Origin of the sequence: Cutibacterium modestum (assembly GCF_008326345.1) — a bacterium.
Classification (GTDB): Bacteria; Actinomycetota; Actinomycetes; order Propionibacteriales; family Propionibacteriaceae; genus Cutibacterium; species Cutibacterium modestum.
Window position 1 is genome coordinate 1 of record NZ_BJEN01000001.1, and the last position, 25875, is coordinate 25875.

The following is a 25875-nucleotide window of genomic DNA, read 5'->3' on the forward strand; positions in this document are numbered from 1 at the left end:
AAGCCTTCCAACGCCGATGGTACTGCATGAGGGATCGTGTGGGAGAGTAGGACACTGCCGGAACATAAGTGATACGGGGTGGGTGTGGATACGAGTAGGTATCCACACCCACCCCACTCCTTTATATGGCCGTGTGTGTGGGGATGAGACGTCCACGCACCACAGCATGGGGTGTGTGTTACCCGTATACAGGGCGACGACACGATCATGACCGTGCCCCCTGGCCTTACGACACAAACTGACACCCCTCTCCACCACACAAACATCACATAATCCCCCCCTCACCAGAAGGGACTCGCTCAACCATAATCTGTGACACCCCCTAACACCACACACCCACCCACAAACACGGGATAGATGTGTCCTGGAGTTCTGATAGTCCAGCCCCCTCAACATTTACAACACTAGGGGCGGCTGGTTCGGTTCGCCATGAGGACCGTATATGCGGGAGAATGTCAGCATGGCAGATTCTTCGTCCCCTAACAACGGTAGATCTGGCGGAGGCCGTCGAGGCCAGGGCCGCAACGGATGGTCCAATAAGCCTGGCGGACGCAGCAGTTGGAAGTCTGGCGGCCGTAGCGGCGACCGGCGTGATCGTCCCTCCTGGTCTGACGACGGTGGCCGTCGTGGTAACCGTCCGCGTCGTGGAGGAGATGAGGGTCGTCGTTGGGACGATGACCGCAAGTCAGGGCGTGGTGGTGTGCGCCGCTGGGACGACGATCGTAAAGCGCGTCGTAAGGGTGACGCAGATCGTCCGCGGCGCGATGACCGCGGCTCTCGTCGAGACGAACAGCGTCGTCGAGACTTCCGTGGGAATCGTCATTGGGATAATGATCGTCAAGACGGCCGCCAGGAAGGCGGTAAGGCTGGCCGCGGGCACGCCGAGTACCATCGCGATGAACGCTCGGCGGAGAACACTGCCGTCGAATCTACGGAGGCTCAGGCTTCTGGTGAGCCAATGGCGCCGCTGGACTTCGACGAGAAAGCTCTTCCGGCATCAGTGCGTGCAGAGCTGCGTGGTGTCCCCGCTGATACTGCCCACCTCATTGAGGGCCATCTGGTCGCCGCTGCTGAACTTCTCGACGAGGACCCGGTTCAGGCCAATGCCCACGCTCAGGCCGCTCGGCGCCGCGCCCCGCGACTGCCGGTCCTGCGCGAAGTGGCCGCCGAGGCCGCATACCAAGCTGGCGAGTACGCTTCTGCCCTCAACGACTACCGTGCGCTTCGACGCATGACTGGCAACGATAACTTCTTGCCAGTGATAGCCGACTGTGAGCGAGCTCTGGGACGTCCGCAGGCTGCTCTTCGCCTCATCCGTGAGGGCCAGGCGGCGGATCTCAACCCCTCCCAGCAGGTCGAGCTCGTGCTTGTTCAGGCCGGCGCGCGTTGTGATCTTGGTCAGAGGGACGAGGCTGTTCGCGTTCTTCGCGACGCCGTCAAAAACCTAACAGCTCCCACTGAGGCAACCGCGCGCTTGCATTACGCCTACGCCGAGACGCTGTTAGAGGATGGTGACACAGCTGGTGCTCGCACGTGGTTTGCCTCGGCGCAGAAGCACGATCCTGCCAACTTCCTCGATAGCCAGGACCGCATTGACATCATTGATGGTCGCGAACCAAGCGGAAATCCGGCTGATGACATGATCTTCATCGACGATGACGATGAGGGCCAGGTGACAGACCAGTGAGTGCTGCCCTCATTGATGGACATGACGCAGCCCTCTTCGACTTGGACGGAGTAATCTATCTAGGGCCGGACCCAGTTCCAGCAGCTCCCAATACCATTGCCGAATTACGGCATCGAGGTGTTAAGGTCGGTTTCGTCACCAATAATGCCGGTCGTTCGGCTGATGTTGTTGCTCAACACCTAACCGATATCGGTATTCCGACGGACCCCAACGACGTTGCCACCTCCGCGCAGGCGATCACCGACCTTGCTGCCGATACATTGCCTGGCGGCGCCAGGGTGCTCATCGTCGGGACGGAGTCGTTATGCGACGAGGCGCAGATACGCGGGTTGCAGCCAGTCGAGTCTGCTAAGGACGATCCGGTCGCCGTCATTCAGGGGTATGACTCGCAGATCGCCTGGTCCCTACTCGAGGAGGCAGGATTCGCCTTACAGGCCGGTGCGAAGTGGTACGCCGCTAACCCCGACATCACTCGTCCAACGGATCGCGGTATCGTTCCGGGGATTGGTGCTCAGCTCCAGGTCGTCGCGTCTACCTGCGATGCCGAGCCTGTTATCGCCGGAAAGCCTTACCGCCCGCTGTTGGAGGCCACTATTTCCCGATTAGGGTCTACCTCACCGATTTTTGTCGGGGATCGCTTGGATACCGATATTCGCGGCGCCAACAGGATGGGGATCGACTCGCTCTTCGTCTTCACCGGTGCGCACGGCGTCGCTGATCTGTTAGCTGCTGCTCCTGAAGATCGACCGAACAATATTGCTGCCGATCTGTCCGGGTTGCTTGAACCGCAGCGCGAGGTCGAGGCGTCCGATGACCACGCGCATTGCGGTGGCGTCACGGTGTCGCTGCAGGCTGACCGAGAGGTCCACGCGGAGAGTATCCCCGATGATATTTGCGGACAGCTCGATGCTGTGACTGCCATGATGGCTCTTGTCTATGGGGCGAATGCGATCCTTCCCAACGAAGCTGCTGAGCTTTTCGACAAGCTTCACTGAACGGTGTTCAATTGATCTCGACGGCTGCCCGTCAAGGCGGTCACTCTATCTCGTCGTGGGAAGGAACCCGATGTCGTCACGCAATGGCTTCCAGGCGACCGACCTGGCTCTCATCGCGGTCTTCGCAGCCCTCATCGCTGTGCTAGCAGTCATCCCGCCAATGTTCATGGTGGGGGCAGTCCCCTTTGCTCTTCAGATGATTGCCGTTATGCTGACGCCGATGGTGCTGGGAAGTGTCCGTGGCGGATGCGCCGTGGGCTTGTACATTCTTGTTGGCGCGCTGGGCCTCCCCGTCTTCAGCAGTGGGGCTAGCGGAATTGGCGTCCTGGTAGGCCCCACCGGCGGGTTTCTATGGGGATGGCTGATTGGCGCTTTCGTTGCAGGCGTGGTAGCGACTTCAGTGCTGCGTCGACGCCCGCGAAAGTCGATGCTTCCAGTATGGCTTTTTCTCGTCGCATTGGTGGATCTGGGGTGTACCTATCTTGGTGGCATCCTCGGGCTGATGGGATTTGCGAAACTAAGCTTAAATGCAGCCCTGGCAGCCAATCTTGTCTTTTTCGGCCTCGACGTGGTAAAGGGAATCTTGGCCTGTCTCATCGCCACTGCGGTGTTGACTGCGTTTCCCCGTCTTATGCCGTGATTGAATTTAAAGATGTCGGCGTTGTCGTTGACGAGTATGACGTTGAGGGTCGCCACCGTCAAGTGACGATTCTCAATACGATGAGTCTCGTCCTGCCCGAGCAGAGGATTGCTGTTATCGGCCCTAATGGGGCGGGTAAGTCGACTCTACTCAAACTCGTCAACGGGTTAGTCGCGGCAACGAGTGGCACCGTGGTGGTCGATGGTATCGACCCCTCTCAGGATGGTCGTGCTGCTAGACGCCATGTCGGCTACATCTTCACCAACCCGATGAGCCAGCTCGTCATGTCGACCCCAGTGGCTGATGTTGAACTGTCTCTTCGGCAACGGATTCGTAACCGGGCCGAACGTCATGACGCGGCTATGCAGATCCTCGCCGCTCAAGGATTGGAAGCTGTCGCAGGACGCAGTGTGCATGCTCTATCGGGAGGGGAACGCCAATTGGTGTCCCTGGCGAGTGTGCTGGCCGTCGAGCCATCGATCATCCTTGCCGACGAACCGACGACCTTGCTGGATCTGCGAAACCGGGAGATGGTGCGTTACGCCTTCGAACGCTTGGACCAGCAGATCCTGTGCTGCACCCACGATCTGGAATTGGCAGCGACCTTTGACCGGGTGCTGGCTGTCGAAGATGGTCGAGTTGTCGACGACGGTGAACCGAGGGAGGTTATTGCCGGGTACCGGGCTCGGATGATGCTCGGTCAAGGCAACGTCGCACCTCGACGCGGTGGACAGGACGAGAGTCGATGAGGACCGACGCTTCGGCTTTCTTAGGCGGTTACCGAGCCGGGAATAGCCCTGCTCACCGTATGCCAGTCTGGTCGAAGTACCTACTCGTCCTGCTCGTCGGCGTGACTCCCTTTTTCGTCAAGCAGTGGTGGTTCTCCCTGAGCTGCCTCGCGCTGGCCGTCATCATCGACCTGGTCGTTGCCAAGATGGCGGTGCGTACGGCGCTATCCATTGGTGCGCCGTTATGGATAACAAATGCCCTCATACTCGCATACCACTGTTTTTTCACGACTTGGCAACGGGGAGTGATCTACGTTGCCGGGTTGCTGGCCTGTCTCTACGTTGCACGGCTGGTGACATGCACCACGGATCCGGGGGCCCTCATGGACGCCATCGTGACTCTGGCTCGACCACTACAGCCGTTGGGTGCCAAACCTGAGAAATTTGCACTCACTATTGCCTTGATGTGGTCCACGATCCCATACCTCGTTGGATCCATCGGTCAGGTCAAGGAGGCCGCCAAGGCGCGGGGGTTGGAACGGTCAAGCTGGAGGTTCCTCATCCCGATGTTTGTGGGAGCAGTCGGTCATGCCCTGGAGATAGGGGAAGCCCTCAAAGCCCGAGGGTTGGGGGATGAAGACCCCATCTGATGTTCATCTCGTGAGGCTCGAGGCCACAGCGCGGGAGGGCCCTGTCGATGGCTTGCGTTGTTGCGTGGCCCCTGTTGCTTATTGGCCTAATTTTTAACTGGCGGTTACCAGTCACCCCCGTCTTGTAGCCCCGCTCGGGAGATGCACAGTGACGACGCTAGCAGGACCACGTATGGACGCTAGATGCAGCCAGGACCTTGCGGTACCGTTGCTCGATGCTAAGAGGGGTACAGAGCTATCCAAAGACCTCGCCAAACGTGTTGTGGCGTACATCTTCATGGCCTGTCCAGCTACAACTGTCGGCTACTTCTTGACGTGCTCCGATTTCCGTTCAGGCGATGTGATGCTGGCTGACATCCCGCACTCGACGCCCGAACAAGTCCAGGACAGGCTGGCTACCGTGGTCAATGCCGCACTATCGGGGATGGCGTAAAACCGTAGCCCTGCACTGGGGCTGGTGTTGTAATCCAGCTTCCGCTGAGCATCAGCATGTGCTGGCCGGTATCTCCACGGCTCTGGGTGCACGATGAGCGCCAGAGGTGGCAATCTGTCCACGTGAGACTCGACCAGGCCCTTGTTGAAGCCGGACTGGCACGTTCCCGCACCCTTGCCACCCGCTTAGTGCGGGAAGGCAGGGTGACGGTCAATGGAATAGTCGTTACTAAACCGGCAATGAAGGTAAGCGCCTCCGACAATCTGGTTGCTGACGAAGAAGTGTGGGTCTCTCGCGCCGCTTACAAACTCCTCGGTGCCCTGGACACCCTCGGCGTCAGTGTACCTTCAAAGGTCCTTGACGCAGGGGCGTCCACCGGAGGGTTCACCCAAGTCGTGCTGGCGCGGGGAGCTGAATTGGTGCATGCCGTTGATGTCGGTCACGATCAGATATCCCCGGTATTGCGCGATGATCCCCGCGTCATTGTCCATGAAGGTTTGAACTTGCGCGATCTTCTGCCTGCTGACCTGGCAGTTGACGGCGTCGTCGAACCAGTAGACCTCGTCGTCGGAGACGTTTCTTTTATCTCCTTGACGATGATCCTGGAACCCATATCCTCTGTTGTTAGCCCAGACGGCCTCATGCTGCTGCTGGTAAAACCTCAATTCGAGGTCGGTCGCAAGGCTTTGAGAGCCCACGGCGTTGTCACGGACCCTACCCTGCGTACCCAAGCCGTCGCGGAGGTCATGTCAACGGCGATAAGTCTTGGCTGGCGTATGTGTGACGAGTGCGATAGCCCGTTGCCTGGACAGGATGGGAACATCGAACATTTCATCCTGCTGGAACGTATGGGTCGGTGACAGACGCCCGGGGGTTCATGGGCCGCTACTGTGGTCTTGTGAACGACTCCAGCCCTTCCAGATACGTTGTCGTCGTCACCCACGCCACGCGGGACGACGCCTTTGACGCGGCCGCCGAATTCATCTCGGAAGTAGCGGGGCGAGACATTGGTTGCGCGGTTCCGGATGATCAGGTGGAGCCGATGTCGACCAAGTTGCCAGGGATCGATCTTGAAGGTTTGGGAGAGTTCACTCGCGAGGCAGAGGTAGTCGTCGTGTTTGGCGGCGATGGCACGATCCTGCGAGCCGCCGAGTGGTCCTTGCCTCGCCACGTTCCCATGATTGGCGTCAACCTTGGCCACGTCGGTTTCCTGGCTGAGCTGGAGCGCTCTGACATGGCGGATTTGGTGAACAAGGTGTGTTCGCGCGACTACACCGTCGAGGATCGCCTCGTGCTTAACATCACCGTCACTGAGCATTCCGGACAGCATCGTTGGGGTTCTTTTGCCGTCAACGAGTTGTCCCTGGAGAAGGCAGCCCGACGGCGCATGCTCGACGTTCTAGCGTCTGTTGACGAGCTGCCGGTACAGCGTTGGAGTTGTGACGGGATCTTGGTTTCCACCCCGACCGGATCGACCGCTTACGCGTTCTCGGCTGGAGGTCCGGTGATGTGGCCCGACCTCGACGCCATGCTCATGGTGCCGTTGAGCGCTCACGCTCTCTTTGCTCGCCCGCTGGTCATGAGTCCAGCTGCTCGAGTGGACCTCGATGTCCAGCCAGATGGTTCGGAATCGGCGGTGCTGTGGTGCGATGGACGCCGTTCATGCACCGTACGGCCGGGGGAGAGGATCACTGTCGTTCGTCACCCCGATCGTCTGCGCATTGCGCGTCTGGCGGCACAGCCCTTCGCCTCGCGTCTGGTCAAGAAGTTTGAGCTGCCGGTCAGTGGGTGGCGTCAGGGTCGTGGCCGCCATCATCCAGAGGAGACTTCATGATACGTAGTGTGCGTATTCGCGGGCTCGGCGTCATCGATGAGACGCTCCTCGAACCCTCATCCGCGCTGACGGCGGTGACCGGTGAGACGGGTGCTGGAAAGACGATGGTGGTCACCGGTATCGGTCTGCTGCTCGGTGACAAGGCTGACACTGGATTGGTTCGGCATGGCTGCGATCGTGCCGTTGTTGAAGCTATCCTCGACGCGCCTTGTGCGGATCGTGTCAATGAGCTTGGCGGAACAGTCGAGGATGACGAGGTGATCTGCGCCCGACACATCACGACTCGCCGCTCTCGAGCGCTGCTGGGAGGAGCCCAAGTCACCGCTAGCCAACTGGCCCGTATTGTTGGGGATCAGGTAACCATTTACGGCCAGTCCGAGCAGGTGAGGTTGGTTGATGCATCGCGTCAGCTCGACGTCGTTGACCGTGCTGCCGGAGATGACCTGTCAGATCACCTGAGTCAGCATGCACAGCTGTGGTCGGAATTTCGCGCTGTATCCCAGCGCCTCCACCGCCTCAACGAGGATCGCGCTGGCGCTGAGATGGAGCGCGAGGTGCTCACGCGTCGGGTCGGTGAGGTCGACGCTGTTGATCCCAAGCCTCATGAGGACGACGACCTCATCGCCGAGATAGCGGGGCTACAGGCTGCTCAGTCGATTAGGGAATCCCTGAGAAAGGCTGATGCTCTACTCAATGGGTTAGAGACGTCGACCGGTCCACAGCCGGGAGCGCTTGCTCTGCTGGAACAGGCCGTACACGAGCTGGATGCCACCGGCGACGCCGACCCTCAGGCTGCCGAACTAGCTGAGCGTGCCCGCCAGATGTCGTACGACCTCACCGATCTAGCTGCCTCGGTCGCTGGTCACGCCGCTCGTGCCGAAGCCGATCCCCAACGCCTCGAGGAGCTCGGGGGTCGGCTGGCGGCCATCCAGCGGCTACTGAGAGCTCGTACCACCACCCTCGACGATCTACTCGAGACCACCGCCGCAGACCGACGACGACTTACCGAGCTCGACCCTGCCGCTACTGATCTCGGATCCTTAGGACAGCGAGTTGAACAGTTGCGATCCGAGTTGAGACGGTCCGCTGATCACATCAGCGCGGTGCGCCGCCGTACGGCCGTCCGGCTAGCTGCAGAGGTGCGTCCTGAGCTGACTGCTCTGGCGATGCCACACGCCCGGCTGGAGCTTCGCGTTGAGCCTGCACCTATGGGGCCACGCGGTGCCGACTCGGTGACCATCATGCTGGCGGCTAACCCCGGTTCCGATCCGGCCCCATTGGCTAAGGCCGCCTCGGGCGGGGAACTCTCACGGGTGAGATTGGCCTTGGAGGTCGTCGCGGCTCAAACCCTGGCTCCGCAAACCTTCGTCTTCGACGAGATTGATTCGGGCGTCGGAGGTGCGGTCGGCATTGAGATCGGGCGGCGATTGCGTCAGTTGGCCAGACGTCACCAGGTCATTGTCGTCACCCACCTGGCCCAGGTGGCTGCCTTCGCGGACACGCATGTCGTCATCTCCAAGGCCTCCGATGGAGCCGTCACTAGTTCGGGGCTGCGCGAAGTCACCGGGTCGGATCGAGAAATCGAACTATCTCGGATGATGAGCGGCATGGTGGATTCAGAATCCGGGCTCGAACATGCCCACGACCTGTTGCGCGAGGCTGGTGAGAGGGATGGATGATTGCATCCTGACGTACTTCACGGCTCACATACCGCCAAGCCCAGTCGTAATCATGACCCATGAATAAGTCTCAATCAACTGCGAACGCGGGAAAGTCAACGGCGACATATTATTCAGGATCTTTTGAGTCAGTAATTGATAAACCCCATCATTCCCATACTCATCCGGGTACTGTTGACATTCTTTGATTATGGAGAGACCAGAGTAAGAATTTCGTTGGAAAGAAGGAGGAGGTCGTGACGGTATGGTTGTGAACGAAGAAAGGTTTGGAATAGCTTCAGGTTAAATATGGTCAACAAAATATTTACCTTGGTAGTGGTAGGGAAAAAGGTAGTTACTAAAGCGACATGATATGGGAATCGCAAAACCTAGCTCCATGGTCAGGTTGCTGTTGACATCATTGGCGTCTGGGACGCCGACACCGACGAGCTGGCGATCCTCATGGCTTGTGCGCAGATGTACAGTCACTACCACTTGCCTGGCAGCATCAAGGAAGCCTCCATGGGGTTCAGCGATTCTGAATTCGACCGCCCCGATCGAATTACGCTCATGCTGGACTCCTATCCGGTGCCCCATCATGTCCAGAGTCCGGGCGTGAACACGATGCTTGTGATGGCTGACGTCATCCGACTTATAGGGGCTGGCCACTCCGATCGCAGTTGACATGGAATCAATATACTTCGTTGCGGAGGGATGGGACCTGACCTACCCCACCACTAAAGAGTAAATGCGTACATACTTGATGTATGAATCGATGCGGTGGCCCTCGCCCCATCTCTGCCACACGTGGCGAGCAACGATCGATGCCCACTGATTTCGATCCGGATGTTGTGAGACGCGAAATATCGATGATGCATCCCAACGATCCGGAATATCCGTGGCCCGGGTACTCTCCGGAGGTGATGGATGGCTCCTTGCCGTGGCGCATGTCTGACAGCCTCGTCGCTATGGGATGGCGTTTCGACGTCATGACCCTTCTAAATGGACAGCCACCAGATCTCATTCACGCCGCTCTATTGGCAGACGAGATTCACCAGACAGATTCGCCATGAACCTCAGCGTGGTGAGTCGGGTACGGTCGTGGGGGCTTGCCCCGAAGTCGCGGTGATCCGTTAGGCTGGAGGTCCGTGGGCACCGACAATCACTGCAGCAAGCACGTTTTCGTCACTGGAGGGGTCGTATCCTCCCTGGGAAAGGGGCTCACGGCCTCCTCCCTCGGGTCGCTTCTGAAGGCACGTGGCCTTAAGGTCACAATGCAGAAGCTGGACCCCTACCTCAACGTCGATCCTGGAACGATGAACCCGTTCCAGCATGGCGAGGTGTTCGTCACCGAAGACGGCGCCGAGACCGACCTCGACATCGGCCACTACGAGCGCTTCCTCAACGAGAACCTGTCCGGTCAGGCCAATGTCACCACCGGCAAGGTGTATTCGGCCGTTATCGCCAAGGAGCGCCGCGGCGACTACCTGGGCGACACCGTCCAGGTGATTCCCCACATCACCAACGAAATCAAAGAACGCATGTTGGCGATGGAAGAGGGCCATCCTGACGTCGTCATCCACGAGATCGGTGGCACCGTTGGCGACATCGAGTCGCTTCCCTTCCTTGAGGCAGCTCGCCAGGTGCGTCACGAAATCGGTCGGGAAAATGTTTTTTTCCTGCACGTCTCACTCGTTCCTTACATCAAACCGTCCGGCGAGATGAAGACCAAGCCCACCCAGCATTCGGTGGCCGCACTACGTGAGGTCGGCATCCAGCCTGACGCCATCGTCTGCCGATCCGAGCGTCCAATAGGCAAGGGCATCAAGTCGAAGATCGCTCTCATGTGCGACGTCGAGGGCCCAGCTGTCGTCTCATGCCCGGATGCTCCGTCGATCTACCTCATCCCCAAGGTTCTGCACCGCGAAGGGCTCGACGCCTACGTTGTGCAAAAGCTGAGCCTCTTCTTCCGCGACGTCGACTGGACGACGTGGGACGTCCTGCTGGATCGTGTCCGTAAGCCGCGCAGTGAGGTGACGGTGGCGCTTGTCGGCAAGTACATCGACTTGCCTGACGCTTACCTGTCGGTTACCGAGGCCCTGCGTGCGGGCGGGTTCGCCAATAAGGCCAAGGTCAATCTGGTTTGGGTCGCATCTGACTCGTGCGCCACCCCCGAGGGTGCTGCCCAGCAGCTCAAGGATGCCGACGCCGTCTGCGTCCCGGGCGGATTCGGTATTCGTGGTGTTGAGGGCAAGATCGGTGCTATCCGCTATGCCCGCGACCACAAGGTTCCCTTCCTGGGGTTGTGCCTTGGCATGCAGTGCGCCGTCATTGAGGTTGCCCGCGATCTGGCTGGCATCGAGGATGCCGCATCCAGTGAGTTCGACCCACAAACCCCCGATCCGGTCATCGCGACGATGGCAGAACAGGTCGAGGCAGTGTCCGGTAAGGCCGATCTCGGTGGAACGATGCGTCTGGGGGCCTACCCGGCCAAGCTTGCCAAGGATTCCCTGGTCGCCGAATTGTATGGCACGACGACAGTTACCGAACGCCATCGTCACCGTTACGAGGTCAATAACGCTTACCGTGATCGCTTGGAGCAGGCCGGGCTGCGCATGAGCGGCACATCCCCGGATGGCGGTCTCGTCGAGTTCGTTGAGCTGGATCGCCAGGCTCATCCATACTTCGTGGCCACCCAGGCTCATCCTGAGCTCAAGTCTCGTCCGACTCACGCCCACCCGCTGTTTCGGGGACTCGTCGCAGCGGCAGTTGGGCACGCTAAGGCAGTATCGAAGAACGACGCATCGAAGGATGCCGCCACGGAAATTGCCACAAAGGAGGCTGATAAGTGAGCCAACAGCGCTGGGACAAGGATGAGTGCTGGCAGGTCGTTGATCACCAGGTGAAGGCCACGGGGCGGGTGTGCGACTTCGTTGATGACGCGGTCGTTACCCCGTCGGGGGAGCAGATCAACCGTCAGTACATGAGCCACCCCGGAGCAGTTGGCATCATCGCCCTTGACGACCAGGACCGTGTCGCGGTCGTAAGACAGTATCGCCATCCAGTGCGCATGGTGTTGGTCGAGCCACCGGCTGGCTTGCTTGATGTCGAGGGGGAGGATTTTCTGGCGGCTGCCCAGCGCGAATTGGCTGAAGAGGCCATGTTGTCAGCCGATGATTGGCGGGTCCTCGTCGACATCGTCACAACTCCGGGAGGATGCCAGGAGTCGCTGCGGATCTACCTGGCCCGAGGTCTCCATAAGACACCGCGCCCCGACGGGTTCGTGCTAGAAGGCGAAGAAGTGTCGATGAAGGCTGCTTGGGAGCCGTTGGATGACCTTGTTGAGGCAATTTATGCCGGGCAATGCCAGTCTCCGACCCTCGTGACCGGGGTGATGGCCTTGGAGTTGGCTCGTTGCACGGGCCGCATCAACCAGCTGCGCCCTGCTCATTCGCCGTGGCCGATTCGGGAGCGCCCTGGTGGTATTAACGGGGCTTTCGCGGAGTGACCTCGACCGTCGGTGGCCAGGCTGAGGATTATTTGCGTCACCTTGTCGTGGAGCGAGGCCTGTCCGATAACACGGTGCAGGCATACCGACGTGACCTGTTGCGGTATCAGAAATACCTCGATTCTCGGGGGATCAGGTCGTTAGCCGAAGTGACCCGTGTCGACGTCGAGGAATTTCGACGCTACCTGGACCAGCTTGGCCTGGCCCCGGCGTCTGTGACGCGTTGTGTGGTTGCAGTACGAAATCTGCACCATTTCGCGGTGGAATCCGGTCAAGCCAAGACCGACGTTACCGCTGGGATCTCCCCGGGAACTCGTTCCCGCCGGCTCCCAAAAGCCTTGACGATGGAGCAAGTTGAGGCGTTGCTTGCCGCACCCGACACCAGCACCGTTGAAGGGTTACGAGATACCGCTTTGCTGGAACTGCTTTACGGCACGGGGGCACGAGTTTCAGAGGTCTGTGCCCTTGACGTTGACGATATTCGTCCCGTGCTGGATGACCCCGATCTCGGTCTGAGACTCATCGGCAAAGGAGACAAGGAACGCATCGTTCCGCTGGGCAGTTACGCGGCTCAAGCCGTGGATGCGTGGCTAGTAAGGGGACGTCCGGCATGGGCGCAGCTTGGCAACGGGGAACATGCCCTGCTGCTCAATACCCGCGGTCGGCGGCTGTCACGACAGTCAGCGTGGACTGTTATTCGTCGTGCCGGTGAGGCTGCTGGGCTCGACGTTGAGCACCTGTCTCCGCACAGTCTTCGACACTCCTACGCCACCCACCTTTTGGACGGAGGTGCCGACATCCGCGTTGTGCAGGAGTTGCTGGGTCATTCATCCGTGACGACGACCCAGATTTACACCCTGGTGACGGCAGATCACCTGAGGGAGGTTTACCGCTCGTCGCACCCTCGGGCCGTCTAAGGCCAGTATTGAGGGTGGGGTGTAGTTGTCGGTTGTGCCCACTATCGTTGTTATGAGTGCAATATTGTCGTGACGTCGAGAGGAAGGCCACCACGTGTCCGAGACAGACCCCGAGCCGTTGTTCCGTGTCCCCGGTCCGGGCCGGGAGGCCGAAGAGGCTGCCGAGAACTCGATCGGTCCGACCGGACGTCCGCTTCTTGACCTTCCCGAGCCGACGCCGGCTCCCGACGGCCCGAAATATGCCACCGTCATCTCGATGTGTAACCAGAAGGGCGGTGTCGGCAAGACGACAACGACCATCAACCTGGGAGCGGGACTAGCTGAGTACGGCCGGCGCGTTCTGTTGGTGGACTTCGACCCGCAGGGCTCCCTTTCGGTTGGCTTGGGGATCAACCCCCACACTCTTGAAAATTCTATTTACACCTTGCTGATGTCACCCCGTGACGACGTCCACGACGTCATCCAGCCCACTGAAACCGAGGGCATGGACCTGTTACCGGCCAATATTGACCTGTCAGCCGCTGAGGTGCAGCTCGTCAGCGAGGTGGCCCGCGAGCAGACCCTCAAACGGGTCATTGACCGGATCCGCGGCGAATACGACATGATCCTTATCGACTGTGCGCCGTCGTTAGGTCTGCTCACCATCAACGCCCTGACCGCTTCCGACTATGTCATCATGCCGTTGGAATGCGAGTTCTTTGCCCTGCGCGGTATCGCCCTGCTCACCGACACCATTGAGAAGGTTCAGGACCGTCTCAACCCTGATTTGGAGATTCTCGGCATCCTCGGAACCATGTTCGATCCCCGTACCCTGCACGCCCGGGAAGTCATGGAGCGGGTGGTACAGGCCTTTGGTGACACCGTATTCCACACCGTCATCAAGCGCACCATCAAGTTCCCTGAGACCACCGTCGCGGGGGAGCCCATCACAAGCTACGCCTCCTCCTCTCCGGGGGCTCAGGCTTACCGTGACCTGGCTAAGGAGGTACTGGCCCGATGCCGCGCCGAGTAAGCCTGCCAGGAGCTAACGAGCTCTTCCGCCCCACGGTTGGTGGCCGTGAACCGGGTGAGACTCCCCAACAGCCCGAGGCACGCAAAGCTCGCAAAACGTCCCAGGACTCTACATCCCCGGGGAAACGTGGTGGTAGCGGGCGAGTGCGTCACGATGAGAAAATCACCGTCTACGTCTCTACCGAGGAGCTCATCGCTCTGGAGACGGCGAGGCTGGCCATGAGATCCCAAGGCATTAACGCTGACCGAGGCAGAATTGTGCGCGCCTCAGTAGCGATGGCCCTGGCCGACCTTGAGGAAAACGGCGAGGAGTCCGCTCTCGCTCATCTCCTCACTATTGACTGAATACGGTAAGGACAGAAAATTATGAGCGACGAGCAAGGCATCCGGCTGCAGAAGGTGCTGGCCCAGGCTGGTTTGGCATCCCGCCGTGCCGCTGAAGAGATGATCGCGGCCGGAAGGGTCGAGGTCAATGGCGAACTTATCGTTGAGCAGGGACGACGGGTCGACCCTGAGCACGATGAAATCCGGGTCGACGGCTCCCGCATCCCCACTGCGCGGCGTCACGTATACTACGTACTCAATAAGCCGCGGGGTGTCGTCTCCACCATGGACGATCCAGAAAGCCGTCCCTGCCTTTCCGACCTTGAAGGAGTGCCGCGCGGTATCCGCCTATTCCACGTCGGTCGTCTCGACACTGAGACTTCGGGCCTCATTTTGCTGACTAATGACGGGGAATTCGCTAACCGGATGACCCATCCGTCCTACAAGGTTCTCAAGACCTACCTGGCAGACGTTGAGGGCCGCGTTGATGACAAAGTCATCCGTCGCCTTTCGAAGGGGCTGACCCTCGAGGACGGCCCCGTCAAGCCTGACGCCGTGCGCCTGGTGCAGGCTGGCGACGAGCACTCCCTGGTCGAGGTGAGCCTTCATGAGGGACGCAACCGCATCGTGCGTCGCATGATGGATTCGGTCGCTCACCCAGTGCGTCGACTTTCCCGCACTGCGATAGGCCCGGTTCGACTCAAGCGTTTGAGTCGCGGCGATATGCGTGAACTTACCCGTGAAGAGTTGGGCCAGCTCCTCGACCTCGTCGAACTGTGAGTCCTCGCGCATGGCTGAAATTGGCCTGAGGCATCGCTCGGGTAATGTCAGACAGGTGAGTTCAAACAAGTATCGCCCGGTCATCGCTGCGGCACTTGCCGCCGTCCTGTGCGTGTCGTCATTGGCCCTCGCCTCCTGTAGTAAGTCATCGTCGGACCCGAAACCATCGGCGAGTGCTTCCAGCTCCAGCGCTCCGGCCTCCGCTTCTGCCAGCGCCAAGGCCTCCGCCTCCCCGACAAAGAAACCGACTATGGTCACTAACCTCGACCAGCTCAAGGTTTCCGGTGAGGACGGCAAGGCGCCGAAGATTGAGGGATCCTGGCCGCTGGCCATCGCTAAAACCGAGTCCAAGGTCCTCAAGGCGGGCAAAGGTGAGAAGGTCGACAAGGACGCCACCGTCAAGATGAATTATGTTGGTGTCAACGGCCGTACCGGCAAGGAGTTCGACTCTTCCTACAAGCGTGGCGCTACTACCGACCTCCCATTGGCCCAGGTGGTTCCGGGGTTCGCGAAGGGCCTTGTTGGAAAACACCAGGGAGACCGAGTACTCATTATGATGCCCGGATCTGACGCCTATGATTCCCAAGGTGGCGCCCCACAAGCTGGCATTATGAAAGGTGACTCCCTCGTTTTCGTCGTCGACATCGTCGGCGTTCCGTTGCCTAAGGCGACGGGTGAGCCCGTCAAACCAGCGTCCGGTCTACCCACCGTCAAGGAGACGCAGGGCGCTCCTGCCGTAACTATCGGCAAGGCCACCAAGCCGAATAAACTCGTCATCCAGCCTCTCATCAAAGGTAAAGGACCTGTAGTCACTGCTAACGACGCCATTGACGTCAAATACCGCACTTATGCCTGGTCTTCTGGGGAACTTATCGAGGACGGATATTCCGGCGAGCCAGTGGCGGGATCCATGAGCTCCGTCATTCCGGGGTGGAAGAAAGGATTGACCGGTCAGACCGTCGGTTCTCGGGTGATGCTCATCGTGCCGCCCGCTGACGCCTACCCGAACGGCAGCACTAACCCGCCGGTGAAGAAGGGCGAGACCCTGGTCTACGTCATCGATATTCTGTCGGCTCAAAAAGAATCATGAGTGACGATGGCTTTGCGCGAGACATGGCCGGCTGATTGTGTCTTAGGGCCGACAAGCCTCGCGCAGCGCCGCCACATCGAGAACTGCATCACTCCACCACCCCATCGCTCCGGGAAGAGGCCCAGGATCTAAGCGGTGAATGCCCGCAACAGGGGTGGGCGGTGTCAGAGCCGCGATGTTGACGAGTTCGTGGGGATCGGCAACCTCGGGGAGTCCGAGGGAATGGCACAGCCACGCCACGACACGGTGATGGTCGATACCTGAATCCGCGAGATCGGCCAACCCCGCTGCTCCCGCCGACTTCGACAGGCGTGCCCCTCCTGGGCCAGTAACAAGCCCAGTGTGGGCGTAGACCGGAGGGGCAAACCCGAGCAGTTCGGCTAGCTGGGCTTGACGAGGGGCCGAGGCCCACAGGTCTCGGGCTCGAACGACCTGATCGACCCCTTGCAGACCGTCGTCGACGACTACCGCAAGGTTGTAGGCGGCAGTGCCGTCATTGCGCACCAGGACAAGGTCGTCCACCCGTCCGCGGGCACGGCCACGAACGAGGTCCGTAGCCTCAAACGAGTCGAGGCGGCTGGACAGGCGAATCGCGGGAGCACGTGTCTGGGTCCTGGCCCGCCGTTGACGACCATCGAGGGTTCGACAGGTGCCCGGATACGGGCGCCAATCGGCCTTGTTGGGGGCGGTAGCGGCCGCTGCGATTTCCCTGCGGGTGCAAAAACAGGGGTAGGTCTCCAGACCTGCTACCGCGTCGGCATACAGATCGAGACGCTCAGACTGCCAGATGACCGGTCCATCCCAATCTAGGCCCAGAGATTCCAGATCGCGCAACTGAGCTGAGGCAATATTTCCGGCCGCGGCCACCCGCGCCTGGTCTAAATCCTCGATGCGCACCACGAACCGACGGCCCGTCGAGCGGGCTAAAAGCCAGGCCGCCAACGCGGTGCGGAGATTCCCCAGATGCAGTGCCGAGGTAGGGGAGGGGGCGAAACGGCCAGCTGGGCATACCGAACCGGAATGAGTGGTGGCGAAATCGGTCACGAGCGGCAGTGTAGGCAACAATAGGAGTGACGGGACGAGCATGCCCCGTCCAGATGGGTAAGCTGTGACGCTGGAAGGAGGGTGCCGATGGCTGCACAGCGTTCGGAGAGGTTGGTTAACCTCGTCATCGCTCTCCTGGTCACCGACCGCCCCCTCACTCGCGCACAACTGCGCGACATGATCGAGGACTACCGCAAGGTTTCCGAGGTGGCGTTTCAACGGTCCTTTGAACGCGACAAAGAGGAATTGCGACGAATCGGAATCACCGTCGAATCCGTCACCCTCGACACCTTCTTCGGTGACGAAGTCGGCTACCGCATTCCCCGCGCCGACGTGGAGCTTCCTCCTGTTCAATTCACTCAAGCGGAGGCTGACGCTTTAGCGACCGCAGCCCGGGTATGGCGCGAATCCGTCCTCGACGAGTCCTCCACGTCTGCCCTGGTGAAATTACGTGCCGCCGGAGTTGAGCCCGATACGGAGGCCGGTATCGCGACCCAGGTCGTCACCGGGGCAGATGCGCCATCGTTCTCTGATCTGTGGCGGGCCACCATCGACCGTTCCAGGGTCCGCTTCGGTTACCGAGGAGGAAAACACCGCACCGTAGACCCCTGGCGAATGGCCTTGCGACGTGGCCGGTGGTACCTCGTCGGGCGAGATGTCGACCGTGACGAGCCACGACTATTCCGCCTGTCACGTATCAGTTCCGCCGTGACGACCGTGGGGGAGCCCGGCACCGTCACAAGCCCCGAACCTGAGGTGATCGAGGCCCATCTCAACCGCCTGGAGCCACCTGAGCCTGAGGAAGTTGACGTCACGATGGCCGTCGCTCCCGGAGTGCGTTTAGGGGTGATGACGACGCGCACCGAATGGGATGGGCCAGTACCCGAGGGCTATGAGGTCGTTACCGGTGGGTTTGGCGGATACGACGAGGCTGCCACAGCCGTGTTGCGTGCCGGCGGTCGTATCATCCTTCTTGCCCCTCAGGAGGCTCGCACCGTCTTGGCCGAGAGGATCAATGCCGTGTTGCGGTTAGAGGAGAACACCCCATGACCGCTCGCACCGATACCGCCCGCCTGCTGGCCCTCATTCCCTATCTGCGGTCTCACCCCGGGGTAGCCGTCACCGAGGTTGCCCGAGTGTTTGGCGTCAGCACTGACCGGGTAATTGCCGATCTCAAGATTTTGTGGATGGTTGGTCTGCCCGGTGGGATGCCAGACGACCTTATCGACATCGACATGGATGCTGTCGACTCCGACGGCACTATCACCATCACCAATGCCGATGCTCTGCCCCGGCCCATGCGTCTGACTCCCGACGAGGCGTGGTCCCTGCTGGCTGCCTTGCAAGTCATCGCCGATCTGGCTGACGACACCGTCCGTCCTGCAGTGGAATCCGCGGCCGAGAAGCTGCGCCAGGTGTGCCCGCAGGCCGGACCGGATCCGGTGGAGGCCAGTGTCGGAGCCGATTACGACCCGCGCTCGGAATGGTTCACCGGAGCCTGTGCCAACAAGTGGCGCATTGAGATCGTCCATCGACGCGGTGACGACCCCACTCCGCACACCCAGGTCGTCGATCCTGTGCGTGTCGAGGTTCGCGACGGTCATCGCTACCTCGTCGGGTGGTCGATGGCTCGCAAACAGTGGCGCACGTGGCGGCTGGATCGCATCGTCACGGGCAGGCGAATTGGGCACGCTACAAATCACGGGCGTCCACCCAAAACCCTCGAATGGTTCTCTGATGTCGTCGACGAGGTGACGCTGACTCTTACGCCACGGGCGGGCTGGGTTGCTGAATACCACCCGGTGCGACATGTTGAGAAGAACGAGGAGGTGTGGAAGGTGACCTTTGCTGTGGCCTCTGCGACCTGGCTTGCTGAGCTCATGGTGGGTCTTGGATCAGACGTGCTCTCCGTCGATCCGCCTCATGCTGCAGCTCCTGCCATTCAGCTGGCACGCGCTGCAGCTGCCGCAAATGATATTAAGATTCCGAACCGCGAGGCGGTAGAGGAGTCCTGATGTGGTGGACCTGGGTGTTGGTCTTCGCCATTGTGCTGCTTGTCATGGAGATCGTAATTGGCACGATCTGGCTGTGGCGCAAGCTTGTAGCTATCGTGAGTGAGGCTGAGCGGGTAACCGGTCGACTCGATGAGTTAGCTCACATCCTGGAGGATATCGACACCACTGCTAGTAGGGGCACGATAGCTCCCGAAGTACCCTGACCATCGTGGTAGCCTGAACGCCGATCGTCGAGCTGGTGGCCTTCCTTGTGTAGTACGGGGATGGGGTGCCAGCCAAGTCTGGAAGGAGAGCCTCAATGGCTCCTCTGCTCATCGCGAATGAAGCGACCATCATCATCATCGTGCTTCTCGCGCTCGTGCTCTTCGGTGGGTCCCGCATCGCTGGCGTCGGTAAGGGGGCTGGTCGCGCTATCCGCGAGTTCAAGGAAGAAACGGCGGGCCTGGACAAGGGCAAGGACGCCAAGGCCGAGCAAGACATTAAGGCTACCGAGGCTGACGTCGCCAAGGACGAAACCAAGCCAACTGAGTGAGTCATGGCCACGGATACTCAGCAGCCCGGAGGCGAAGATCACCGCCGGTTTGCCCGATTCCGGCCGCCCCAGGCTGGGGAGGGCGGCACAATGTCGCTCCTGGACCACGTCCGGGAGCTCCGTTACCGGATTATCGTATCGTTTATCGCGGTCGTGATTACGAGCTCCGTGGCTTTCGTCTTTTACCGCCCGTTGGTCGAAATCGTCATGTATCCGTACCAGCAGGCCAGCCTTGCCATCAAGGCGAAGAACCCGACGGCCTCCCTCCAAGTCGTTAATACGGGTGTCGTCGCCCCGTTCATGCTGAATATGAGGGTGGCCATTGTTGCTGGACTCATCGCAGCCTGCCCCATTTGGCTCTATCAGGTCTGGGCCTTTATCGTTCCTGGGCTACTCGTCAATGAGAAAAAGTGGGCTCTACGATTCCTAGGGTCGGCTATTCCTCTGTTTCTTATCGGTTCGGCACTGGGGTATTGGGTGCTTCCTAAGGGCATTGCCTTGATGCTGAACTTCACACCTCACGGCATGGGCATCACTAACTTGCTCGACATGAATGCCTTCCTGGCGCTGGAGATTCGCGTCATCCTGCTCTTTGGAGTGAGCTTCCTGCTGCCGGTGGTCTTGGTGCTGCTCAATCTGGTCCACGTGTTGTCGTCTGCACAGCTGAAGTCGGCACGGAAGTGGTCGATCTTTGGATTCTTCTGTCTGGGCGCCTTTGTGAACCCATCTGGTGACCCAATTTCTATGTGCGCCCTGGCTATTCCGCTGAGCGTCATGTACGTCATTGCGGAGTGGATCTGCCGCAGCAACGAGCGTAAGCGCTCCACCGACGATATGGGTATCGATAAGTCCGAGTTCGACATTCAGATCGACTGAACAGTGCCAGTACGTGTGACGTGGCAGGAAAATGCTGCATGACGACGTGTCTTCTGGTGAATCCGGCTGCCGGTGGCGGTCGCGCAGCGCGCCTAGCGCCGTGGGTCGCGGCACAGTTGCAGCGGGCTTTTCACGACGTCGACGTCGTGCACACCGCACACTTCCAGGACGCTGATGATGCGCTAGCTCGATTCGCGGCCTCCAGTGACGAAAGTGACCGACTCGTTGTCATGGGTGGTGACGGCATGGTCCATCTTGGGCTTAATCACGTGGCCGGGACTCCGGTGCGGTTAGCCATTGTGCCATCGGGAACCGGAAATGACTTTGCCTCGTCAGTGGGATTACCCTCCAGGGTCGGCGCTGCAATGGATCGCATCGTGACAGACCGCACGACCCCGGTGGATTTGGCCGAGGTCACGGGTGGTGTTCATAGTGGCCATTGCTGGGTGGGGTGCGTCGTCTCCACCGGATATGACGCCGTAGTCAATCGGCGAACTAATCAGATGACGACCAAATTTGGGCCGCTCAGTTATGGTTGGGTGGCGCTGTCGGCCCTTGCCGAATTTTCGCCAAAGCATTATCGCATTAGCGTAGACGGTCACGATCGAGAACTGGACGCCATGCTTATTGCCGTTGGTAATGGTGGCCATTTTGGAGGCGGCATGCGGATATGTCCGTACGCCAGCGTCGTCGACGGACTGCTCGATATCACCATCATCCATACCGTTCCGCGTCGGACATTGCTGAGGTGTTTGTCGTTTCTTTATGCCGGACGTTTCACTCACCTCGGCTTTGTGGAGACCTTGCGCGCTAGAAGGGTCGACGTTGATGGCGAGGACATGTTCGCAATGGCCGACGGCGAGGCAATCGGTGACGTTCCGCTGAGCGTCGTCGTCCGACCTTCGGCGGTCAACCTCGTCGGGCTGCCCTGAGGGTCGTAGCCTCCCGCTAGATTGAAGATATGAGCGAGACTCTCGACCGGTTCATCGCCGGGCTGTCCTTTGACCCTGACGACTACCAGGTGAAGGCCTGTCAAGATCTCGACGACGGTGCGGGTATCCTAGTAGCCGCTCCTACTGGTGCTGGCAAGACGGTGGTGGGGGAGTACGCCACCGATTTGGCTCTGGCCTCGGGGCTGAAGTGCTTTTACACCACACCCATTAAGGCGCTGTCCAACCAAAAGTTCCATGACCTGGTCGCCCGACACGGTGAAGACCGCGTAGGCCTGCTTACCGGTGACGTCACCATTAACTCCGAGGCACCGGTCGTCGTCATGACGACTGAGGTGTTGCGCAATATGATTTACCGCAATTCCCACACCCTCGACACCCTGGGATGGGTGGTGCTCGACGAGGTGCACTACCTCGCCGACCGATTTCGTGGCCCGGTGTGGGAAGAGGTCATCCTTGGCCTCGATCCGCACGTCAAAATCGTCGGGCTTTCGGCAACCGTCTCCAACGCCGAAGAATTTGGAGAATGGCTTGACGAGGTTCGTGGCGATGTCAGGGTCGTCGTATCTGAGCGTCGCCCAGTACCCCTCACCCAGCACGTGGCGGTGGCTCGGCATCTCCACGGCCTCTTCGACCCGCACCGTCCTACTGAAGTTAACCCCGAACTAGTCTCGATCGCCAAGGAGGAGGCCCGATTCCAGCGTGACGACTCCCGTCGTCCCCGAGGAAGGTCTGGCAAGGGGAAACGCAATGTGTCCTATGGAACTGGTCAATTCGGCGGGGCATCGGCAACGCGTCGGGGGCGTACCGCTCGACCTCGTGGCCCCCGCAACCAGCCGAGCCGCATCCAAGTAGTGCGCTCCCTCCACAAGGCCAACCTCTTGCCGGCCATCATCTTCGTTTTTTCGCGGAGCGGGTGTGACGCCGCTGTTAACCAATTGCTGAACACCGACCTGGTGCTCACGAGTCAGCAGGAGGCCCGCCACTTGCGTCGCATCGCGCAACTCCATGGCGAAGGGCTAACCGACGAGGAACGCCGCGCGGTCGGTTGGACCCATTTCGTCGCAGCTTTCGAACGTGGCATTGCTGCTCATCATGCCGGTCTGCTTCCGGTGATTAAGGCGATCGTCGAGGAGGGGTTTGTGGCGGGACTACTCAAAGTCGTTGTCGCCACCGAGACCCTCGCTCTGGGCATCAATATGCCAGCTCGTACCGTCGTGCTGGAGAAGCTTGTCAAATACAACGGCCAGACCCATGCTGACATCACCCCCGGGGAATACACCCAGCTCACCGGGCGTGCTGGACGTCGTGGCATCGACACCCAGGGGCACGCCGTCGTCTGCTGGCAGCCGGGTATGGATCCGCGAGCGGTGGCAGGACTGGCGTCACGTCGTACCTACCCGCTCAATTCCGCCTTCGTGCCGACATACAACATGGCCGTCAACCTCGTTGGATCGATGGGGCGGGACAAAGCCCGTGATCTGCTGGAGCATTCTTTCGCGCAGTTTCAGATCGATCGCAGGTTAGGAGGCTCAACGGTTCGTAACCGACAGACCCAAGCCGAGATCGACGCCTACCTCAGAGCGGCCCACTGTGGGAAAGGGGACTTCACCGAATACGCACGGCTGCGGGAAAATATCAGGGAGCTGGAGCACGAGCAGGCGAGACTGCGCAAAGGTGAACGCCCTAGCCAGGTCGCCGATTCGCTGTCGCGACTTGACCCTGGTGACATCATCGCAGTGCCGTCTGGGCCTCACGCTGGGTGGGTCGTTGTCGTCGACCCTGGCACTCACGGCAAAAGGGGCCAGCGTCCCAGGCCCCTTGTCATGACGCCGGATCGGGCGGTGATTCGGCTGGGTCATCACGACATCGACGCCCCCGTCACGCGAGTAGCAGGCGTGAAAGTTCCACGTCACTTTCACCCCGGAAACCAGGCCGATCGCCGCTGCCTCGGCAAGGCCTTCGATCGGGTGCTTGACGGGCTGGGGGAGCCCGTGGCGCAGCCACGTCGCGTTGAGATGGATGCTGAGCTCGCCGACAAGATCGACAAACTGCGCTCCCAGATGAAGGCTCATCCCTGCCATTCCTGCCCCGATCGCGAGTCCCATGCGCGTTTCGCTGAACACGCCATGAGGCTTAGCCGTCGCAGCGAGAGGGAATTAGCGAAGGCACGCGCCAAATCGACCTCGATTGCCACCCAGTTTGAGCGAATTGTGCTGGTAATGGAGGCCTTGGGATACCTCGGGGAGGGTGGGCAGACCGTCACCGATGCTGGGCGAATGCTCTCGGGCATTTACTCCGAACTCGACTTGGTCACGGCTGAGGCAATTCGGCGAGGAGTCTTTGACGGTTTGGACTTCCCGCAATTGGCAGCGGTGTTGTCGACTATCGTTCATGAGTCGCGGCCGGGGGACCGGGGCCATCTTCACCGCATGCCCGATCGAAAGAGTGAAGCGGCGCAGTCCCAGCTGCGTGCGGTGCGAGCCGAAATTGGTTTGCTTGAGCGTGATCACCGCATTGAACGTCCCCGAGACCTCGACATTGGTTTTGCCGAGACCAGCTATGCCTGGGCTGCCGGCGCTGGTCTAGAGATCGTACTTGACGACATGAGCGCTGGTGACTTTGTACGCCAGGTGCGCCAGGTGTGCGACCTGGCCGGGCAGATCGCCCATGCCGGGGTGGGGGAAGACTTGGCCCACACGTGTCGTCAAGTGGTGGGAGCCATGCAGCGTGGGGTCGTCACCATGGACCGGGAGGACTGACCCGTTCGCCCACTGAACGGGAATATGCGGTCCGGTAACCTGAGGTCATGGCTGTGGCTGTACGTGTCATCCCGTGTCTGGACGTTAAGGATGGACGAGTCGTTAAGGGGGTCAACTTCGTTGGGCTGCGCGATGCCGGTGATCCCGTGGAGCTAGCCTCGCAGTACGGACAGCTCGGTGCTGACGAGGTGACTTTCCTTGACATTTCCGCATCAGCAGACGGGCGCGCCACCACTCGCGAGATGGTGACACGGTGCGCTGAGACGGTTTTCGTGCCTCTCACAGTTGGTGGCGGGGTTCGCGGGGTCGACGACGTCGATGTCTTGCTGAGGTCGGGAGCTGACAAAGTCAGTGTCAACACCGGAGCGATTACTTACCCCGAGATGATCGACGAAGTCGCCGACCGATTTGGCAATCAGGTCATCGTGTTGTCAGTCGATGCTCGTCGCGAGCCAGATCAGCCATCTGGCTTTGGGGTGACAACCCATGGTGGCAGCCGTTCGGCAAGATTGGATGCCGTCGAGTGGGCCCGCGAAGCCGTCGAGCGGGGGGCAGGTGAGATTCTGCTCAACTCGATGGACGCCGATGGCACAACGGACGGCTTCGATATTGAGATGATCGAGGCAGTGAGAGCGGCCGTCGACGTCCCCCTCATCGCCTCAGGTGGAGCTGGAAAAGTCTCCGACTTCGTCGAGGCAGTACGCGCTGGAGCCGACGCCGTACTCGCCGCATCAGTGTTTCACTATCGCACCCTAACGATCGCACAGGTCAAGAACGGCCTACGCGATGCCAACGTTGTGGTCCGTTGAGCGAACACCTACTGCGAGACCAGCCAGTGTGGTAGTCATACCTTATGGATTGCCTTTTTTGCTCAATAGCCGCGAGGGACATCCCAGCGACGATCATTGACTCAGACGACGCCTCGGTCGCATTCCTCGACATCGAGCCTTTCCAGGATGGTCACACCCTCGTCATCTCGCGTAAGCACGTCACGAGCGTTCTCGACGATGACGGCGAGTTAGGGCGTATCAGCCCGATGGTTACCAAGGTGGCCCGTCGCTTCGTGGACTCTCTAGGGGCCTCTGGGGTCAATATCATCTCCAACGCTGGGGAGTCTGCCGGCCAGAGCGTCCATCACTTGCACATTCACGTCATTCCCCGCTACGACCGAGAGCCAGGCATCAACGCTATTCGGTCGGCCATGCCCCGTCGTCCTCTTGAGGAGGTTGCGGCGATGGTGACTGGGGAATCAAATCGCAAGTAGACCACAATATGAGACTTTTGTCCGAAATCGTTGACGTCTGGCCGTTCATGCACGAGGATTCGTACCATGAACGGCCAGCTTCTTGTTATTGGCTAGCGTCCTGATCCTCTCGAACAGGACGCTCCCTCGTATGCCACCGGGCAACGAGGGTTTTTTCGTGTTTGGAGCTTGAAGGCA

General features: G+C 60.1%; 27 protein-coding genes and 1 pseudogene. 27 read left to right on the forward strand and 1 reads right to left on the reverse strand.

Annotated features, from left to right (window positions below):
* Positions 1–442: 442 nt before the first annotated feature.
* From F1563_RS13340 to F1563_RS00100, 18 genes and pseudogenes are all read left to right on the forward strand, one after another.
* Positions 443–1687 carry a tetratricopeptide repeat protein gene (locus tag F1563_RS13340; protein WP_036958186.1) on the forward strand — a complete coding sequence of 415 codons (1245 nt, stop codon included), beginning with the start codon at positions 443–445 and terminating at the stop codon, positions 1685–1687.
* On the forward strand, positions 1684–2682 hold the full coding sequence (locus tag F1563_RS00015) for an HAD-IIA family hydrolase (protein WP_002526570.1): 999 nt from the start codon (positions 1684–1686) through the stop codon (positions 2680–2682). Before F1563_RS13340 ends, F1563_RS00015 begins: the two co-directional genes overlap by 4 nt.
* A 55-nt stretch (positions 2683–2737) precedes the next feature.
* Positions 2738–3322: a biotin transporter BioY gene (locus F1563_RS00020; protein ID WP_172623536.1), complete on the forward strand. Its 585-nt coding sequence runs from the start codon at positions 2738–2740 to the stop codon at positions 3320–3322.
* A complete protein-coding gene (locus F1563_RS00025) occupies positions 3319–4071 on the forward strand; it encodes an energy-coupling factor ABC transporter ATP-binding protein (protein ID WP_002526572.1) in 753 nt (250 codons plus the stop codon). The genes F1563_RS00020 and F1563_RS00025 overlap by 4 nt, the downstream gene beginning before the upstream one ends.
* Positions 4068–4700 (forward strand): energy-coupling factor transporter transmembrane component T family protein, encoded by a 633-nt coding sequence (locus tag F1563_RS00030; protein ID WP_002546928.1) that lies wholly within the window; start codon positions 4068–4070, stop codon positions 4698–4700. The genes F1563_RS00025 and F1563_RS00030 overlap by 4 nt, the downstream gene beginning before the upstream one ends.
* A 172-nt stretch (positions 4701–4872) precedes the next feature.
* Complete coding sequence (locus F1563_RS00035; protein WP_002526574.1) at positions 4873–5133, forward strand: hypothetical protein; 261 nt, start codon at positions 4873–4875, stop codon at positions 5131–5133.
* Positions 5134–5255: 122 nt separating this feature from the next.
* Positions 5256–5993 carry a TlyA family RNA methyltransferase gene (locus F1563_RS00040; RefSeq protein ID WP_007433504.1) on the forward strand — a complete coding sequence of 246 codons (738 nt, stop codon included), beginning with the start codon at positions 5256–5258 and terminating at the stop codon, positions 5991–5993.
* A gap of 17 nt (positions 5994–6010) precedes the next feature.
* Entirely contained in the window at positions 6011–6967 is a 957-nt protein-coding gene (locus F1563_RS00045) for an NAD kinase (protein ID WP_036974257.1), read from the forward strand.
* On the forward strand, positions 6964–8646 hold the full coding sequence (recN, locus tag F1563_RS00050) for a DNA repair protein RecN (RefSeq protein WP_002526577.1): 1683 nt from the start codon (positions 6964–6966) through the stop codon (positions 8644–8646). The genes F1563_RS00045 and recN overlap by 4 nt, the downstream gene beginning before the upstream one ends.
* Positions 8647–9063: 417 nt before the next feature.
* Positions 9064–9244: pseudogene (locus F1563_RS14825) on the forward strand (hypothetical protein); the annotation flags it as partial.
* A 205-nt stretch (positions 9245–9449) separates the two neighbouring features.
* Complete coding sequence (locus F1563_RS00060) at positions 9450–9698, forward strand: hypothetical protein (RefSeq protein ID WP_002526579.1); 249 nt, start codon at positions 9450–9452, stop codon at positions 9696–9698.
* Positions 9699–9773: 75 nt separating this feature from the next.
* On the forward strand, positions 9774–11477 hold the full coding sequence (gene pyrG, locus F1563_RS00065; protein ID WP_002526580.1) for a CTP synthase: 1704 nt from the start codon (positions 9774–9776) through the stop codon (positions 11475–11477).
* Entirely contained in the window at positions 11474–12133 is a 660-nt protein-coding gene (locus F1563_RS00070) for an NUDIX domain-containing protein (RefSeq protein ID WP_002526581.1), read from the forward strand. Before pyrG ends, F1563_RS00070 begins: the two co-directional genes overlap by 4 nt.
* Positions 12130–13050, forward strand: coding sequence for a site-specific tyrosine recombinase XerD (locus tag F1563_RS00075; protein ID WP_002526582.1), 921 nt, complete (start codon positions 12130–12132; stop codon positions 13048–13050). Before F1563_RS00070 ends, F1563_RS00075 begins: the two co-directional genes overlap by 4 nt.
* Before the next feature lie 94 nt (positions 13051–13144).
* Positions 13145–14062, forward strand: coding sequence for a ParA family protein (locus tag F1563_RS00080; protein ID WP_002526583.1), 918 nt, complete (start codon positions 13145–13147; stop codon positions 14060–14062).
* A complete protein-coding gene (locus F1563_RS13345) occupies positions 14047–14406 on the forward strand; it encodes a hypothetical protein (protein WP_036958190.1) in 360 nt (119 codons plus the stop codon). Before F1563_RS00080 ends, F1563_RS13345 begins: the two co-directional genes overlap by 16 nt.
* Before the next feature lie 21 nt (positions 14407–14427).
* Positions 14428–15165 (forward strand): pseudouridine synthase, encoded by a 738-nt coding sequence (locus F1563_RS00090; RefSeq protein WP_002526585.1) that lies wholly within the window; start codon positions 14428–14430, stop codon positions 15163–15165.
* Positions 15166–15175: 10 nt separating this feature from the next.
* Positions 15176–16255, forward strand: a complete 1080-nt coding sequence (locus F1563_RS00100; RefSeq protein ID WP_308478663.1) for an FKBP-type peptidyl-prolyl cis-trans isomerase — start codon at positions 15176–15178, stop codon at positions 16253–16255.
* Between the two features lie 42 nt (positions 16256–16297).
* Here F1563_RS00100 and gluQRS read toward each other — a convergent pair whose 3' ends face one another.
* Positions 16298–17341, reverse strand: coding sequence for a tRNA glutamyl-Q(34) synthetase GluQRS (gene gluQRS / locus F1563_RS00105; RefSeq protein ID WP_002526587.1), 1044 nt, complete (start codon positions 17339–17341; stop codon positions 16298–16300).
* Positions 17342–17386: 45 nt separating this feature from the next.
* Here gluQRS and F1563_RS00110 point away from each other — a divergent pair, with 45 nt between their 5' ends.
* The 9 genes from F1563_RS00110 (at position 17387) to F1563_RS00150 (ending at position 25698) form a co-directional block, all read left to right on the forward strand.
* Positions 17387–18349: a helix-turn-helix transcriptional regulator gene (locus F1563_RS00110; RefSeq protein WP_002526588.1), complete on the forward strand. Its 963-nt coding sequence runs from the start codon at positions 17387–17389 to the stop codon at positions 18347–18349.
* Positions 18346–19314, forward strand: coding sequence for a WYL domain-containing protein (locus F1563_RS00115; RefSeq protein ID WP_002526589.1), 969 nt, complete (start codon positions 18346–18348; stop codon positions 19312–19314). Before F1563_RS00110 ends, F1563_RS00115 begins: the two co-directional genes overlap by 4 nt.
* The gene (locus F1563_RS00120; protein WP_002526590.1) at positions 19314–19517 is read left to right on the forward strand and encodes a hypothetical protein; all 204 of its coding nucleotides are present in this window, start codon (positions 19314–19316) and stop codon (positions 19515–19517) included. The genes F1563_RS00115 and F1563_RS00120 overlap by 1 nt, the downstream gene beginning before the upstream one ends.
* 95 nt (positions 19518–19612) lie before the next feature.
* On the forward strand, positions 19613–19846 hold the full coding sequence (locus tag F1563_RS00125) for a twin-arginine translocase TatA/TatE family subunit (protein WP_002526591.1): 234 nt from the start codon (positions 19613–19615) through the stop codon (positions 19844–19846).
* Positions 19847–19849: 3 nt separating this feature from the next.
* Complete coding sequence (tatC, locus tag F1563_RS00130) at positions 19850–20722, forward strand: twin-arginine translocase subunit TatC (RefSeq protein ID WP_002526592.1); 873 nt, start codon at positions 19850–19852, stop codon at positions 20720–20722.
* Between the two features lie 38 nt (positions 20723–20760).
* On the forward strand, positions 20761–21654 hold the full coding sequence (locus F1563_RS00135; protein WP_149302516.1) for a diacylglycerol/lipid kinase family protein: 894 nt from the start codon (positions 20761–20763) through the stop codon (positions 21652–21654).
* Positions 21655–21683: 29 nt separating this feature from the next.
* On the forward strand, positions 21684–24434 hold the full coding sequence (locus tag F1563_RS00140) for a DEAD/DEAH box helicase (protein WP_002526594.1): 2751 nt from the start codon (positions 21684–21686) through the stop codon (positions 24432–24434).
* 47 nt (positions 24435–24481) lie between these two features.
* Complete coding sequence (hisF, locus tag F1563_RS00145; protein WP_002526595.1) at positions 24482–25243, forward strand: imidazole glycerol phosphate synthase subunit HisF; 762 nt, start codon at positions 24482–24484, stop codon at positions 25241–25243.
* 44 nt (positions 25244–25287) lie between these two features.
* Positions 25288–25698 carry an HIT family protein gene (locus F1563_RS00150; protein ID WP_002526596.1) on the forward strand — a complete coding sequence of 137 codons (411 nt, stop codon included), beginning with the start codon at positions 25288–25290 and terminating at the stop codon, positions 25696–25698.
* Positions 25699–25875 lie beyond the last annotated feature (177 nt).

What these genes read in the sequence shown, in the direction of transcription:
- F1563_RS00045 (WP_036974257.1), top strand. Translation starts at nt 6,011, where the DNA reads ATGGGCCGCTACTGTGGTCTTGTGAACGACTCCAGCCCTTCCAGATAC.
- F1563_RS00150 (WP_002526596.1), top strand. Translation starts at nt 25,288, where the DNA reads ATGGATTGCCTTTTTTGCTCAATAGCCGCGAGGGACATCCCAGCGACG.
- hisF (WP_002526595.1), top strand. Translation starts at nt 24,482, where the DNA reads ATGGCTGTGGCTGTACGTGTCATCCCGTGTCTGGACGTTAAGGATGGA.
- F1563_RS00060 (WP_002526579.1), top strand. Translation starts at nt 9,450, where the DNA reads ATGCCCACTGATTTCGATCCGGATGTTGTGAGACGCGAAATATCGATG.
- F1563_RS00120 (WP_002526590.1), top strand. Translation starts at nt 19,314, where the DNA reads ATGTGGTGGACCTGGGTGTTGGTCTTCGCCATTGTGCTGCTTGTCATG.
- F1563_RS00090 (WP_002526585.1), top strand. Translation starts at nt 14,428, where the DNA reads ATGAGCGACGAGCAAGGCATCCGGCTGCAGAAGGTGCTGGCCCAGGCT.
- recN (WP_002526577.1), top strand. Translation starts at nt 6,964, where the DNA reads ATGATACGTAGTGTGCGTATTCGCGGGCTCGGCGTCATCGATGAGACG.
- F1563_RS00110 (WP_002526588.1), top strand. Translation starts at nt 17,387, where the DNA reads ATGGCTGCACAGCGTTCGGAGAGGTTGGTTAACCTCGTCATCGCTCTC.
- F1563_RS13340 (WP_036958186.1), top strand. Translation starts at nt 443, where the DNA reads ATGCGGGAGAATGTCAGCATGGCAGATTCTTCGTCCCCTAACAACGGT.
- gluQRS (WP_002526587.1), bottom strand. Translation starts at nt 17,341, where the DNA reads ATGCTCGTCCCGTCACTCCTATTGTTGCCTACACTGCCGCTCGTGACC.
- F1563_RS00100 (WP_308478663.1), top strand. Translation starts at nt 15,176, where the DNA reads ATGGCTGAAATTGGCCTGAGGCATCGCTCGGGTAATGTCAGACAGGTG.
- F1563_RS00115 (WP_002526589.1), top strand. Translation starts at nt 18,346, where the DNA reads ATGACCGCTCGCACCGATACCGCCCGCCTGCTGGCCCTCATTCCCTAT.
- F1563_RS00125 (WP_002526591.1), top strand. Translation starts at nt 19,613, where the DNA reads ATGGCTCCTCTGCTCATCGCGAATGAAGCGACCATCATCATCATCGTG.
- tatC (WP_002526592.1), top strand. Translation starts at nt 19,850, where the DNA reads ATGGCCACGGATACTCAGCAGCCCGGAGGCGAAGATCACCGCCGGTTT.
- F1563_RS13345 (WP_036958190.1), top strand. Translation starts at nt 14,047, where the DNA reads ATGCCGCGCCGAGTAAGCCTGCCAGGAGCTAACGAGCTCTTCCGCCCC.
- F1563_RS00135 (WP_149302516.1), top strand. Translation starts at nt 20,761, where the DNA reads ATGACGACGTGTCTTCTGGTGAATCCGGCTGCCGGTGGCGGTCGCGCA.
- F1563_RS00140 (WP_002526594.1), top strand. Translation starts at nt 21,684, where the DNA reads ATGAGCGAGACTCTCGACCGGTTCATCGCCGGGCTGTCCTTTGACCCT.
- F1563_RS00030 (WP_002546928.1), top strand. Translation starts at nt 4,068, where the DNA reads ATGAGGACCGACGCTTCGGCTTTCTTAGGCGGTTACCGAGCCGGGAAT.
- F1563_RS00035 (WP_002526574.1), top strand. Translation starts at nt 4,873, where the DNA reads ATGGACGCTAGATGCAGCCAGGACCTTGCGGTACCGTTGCTCGATGCT.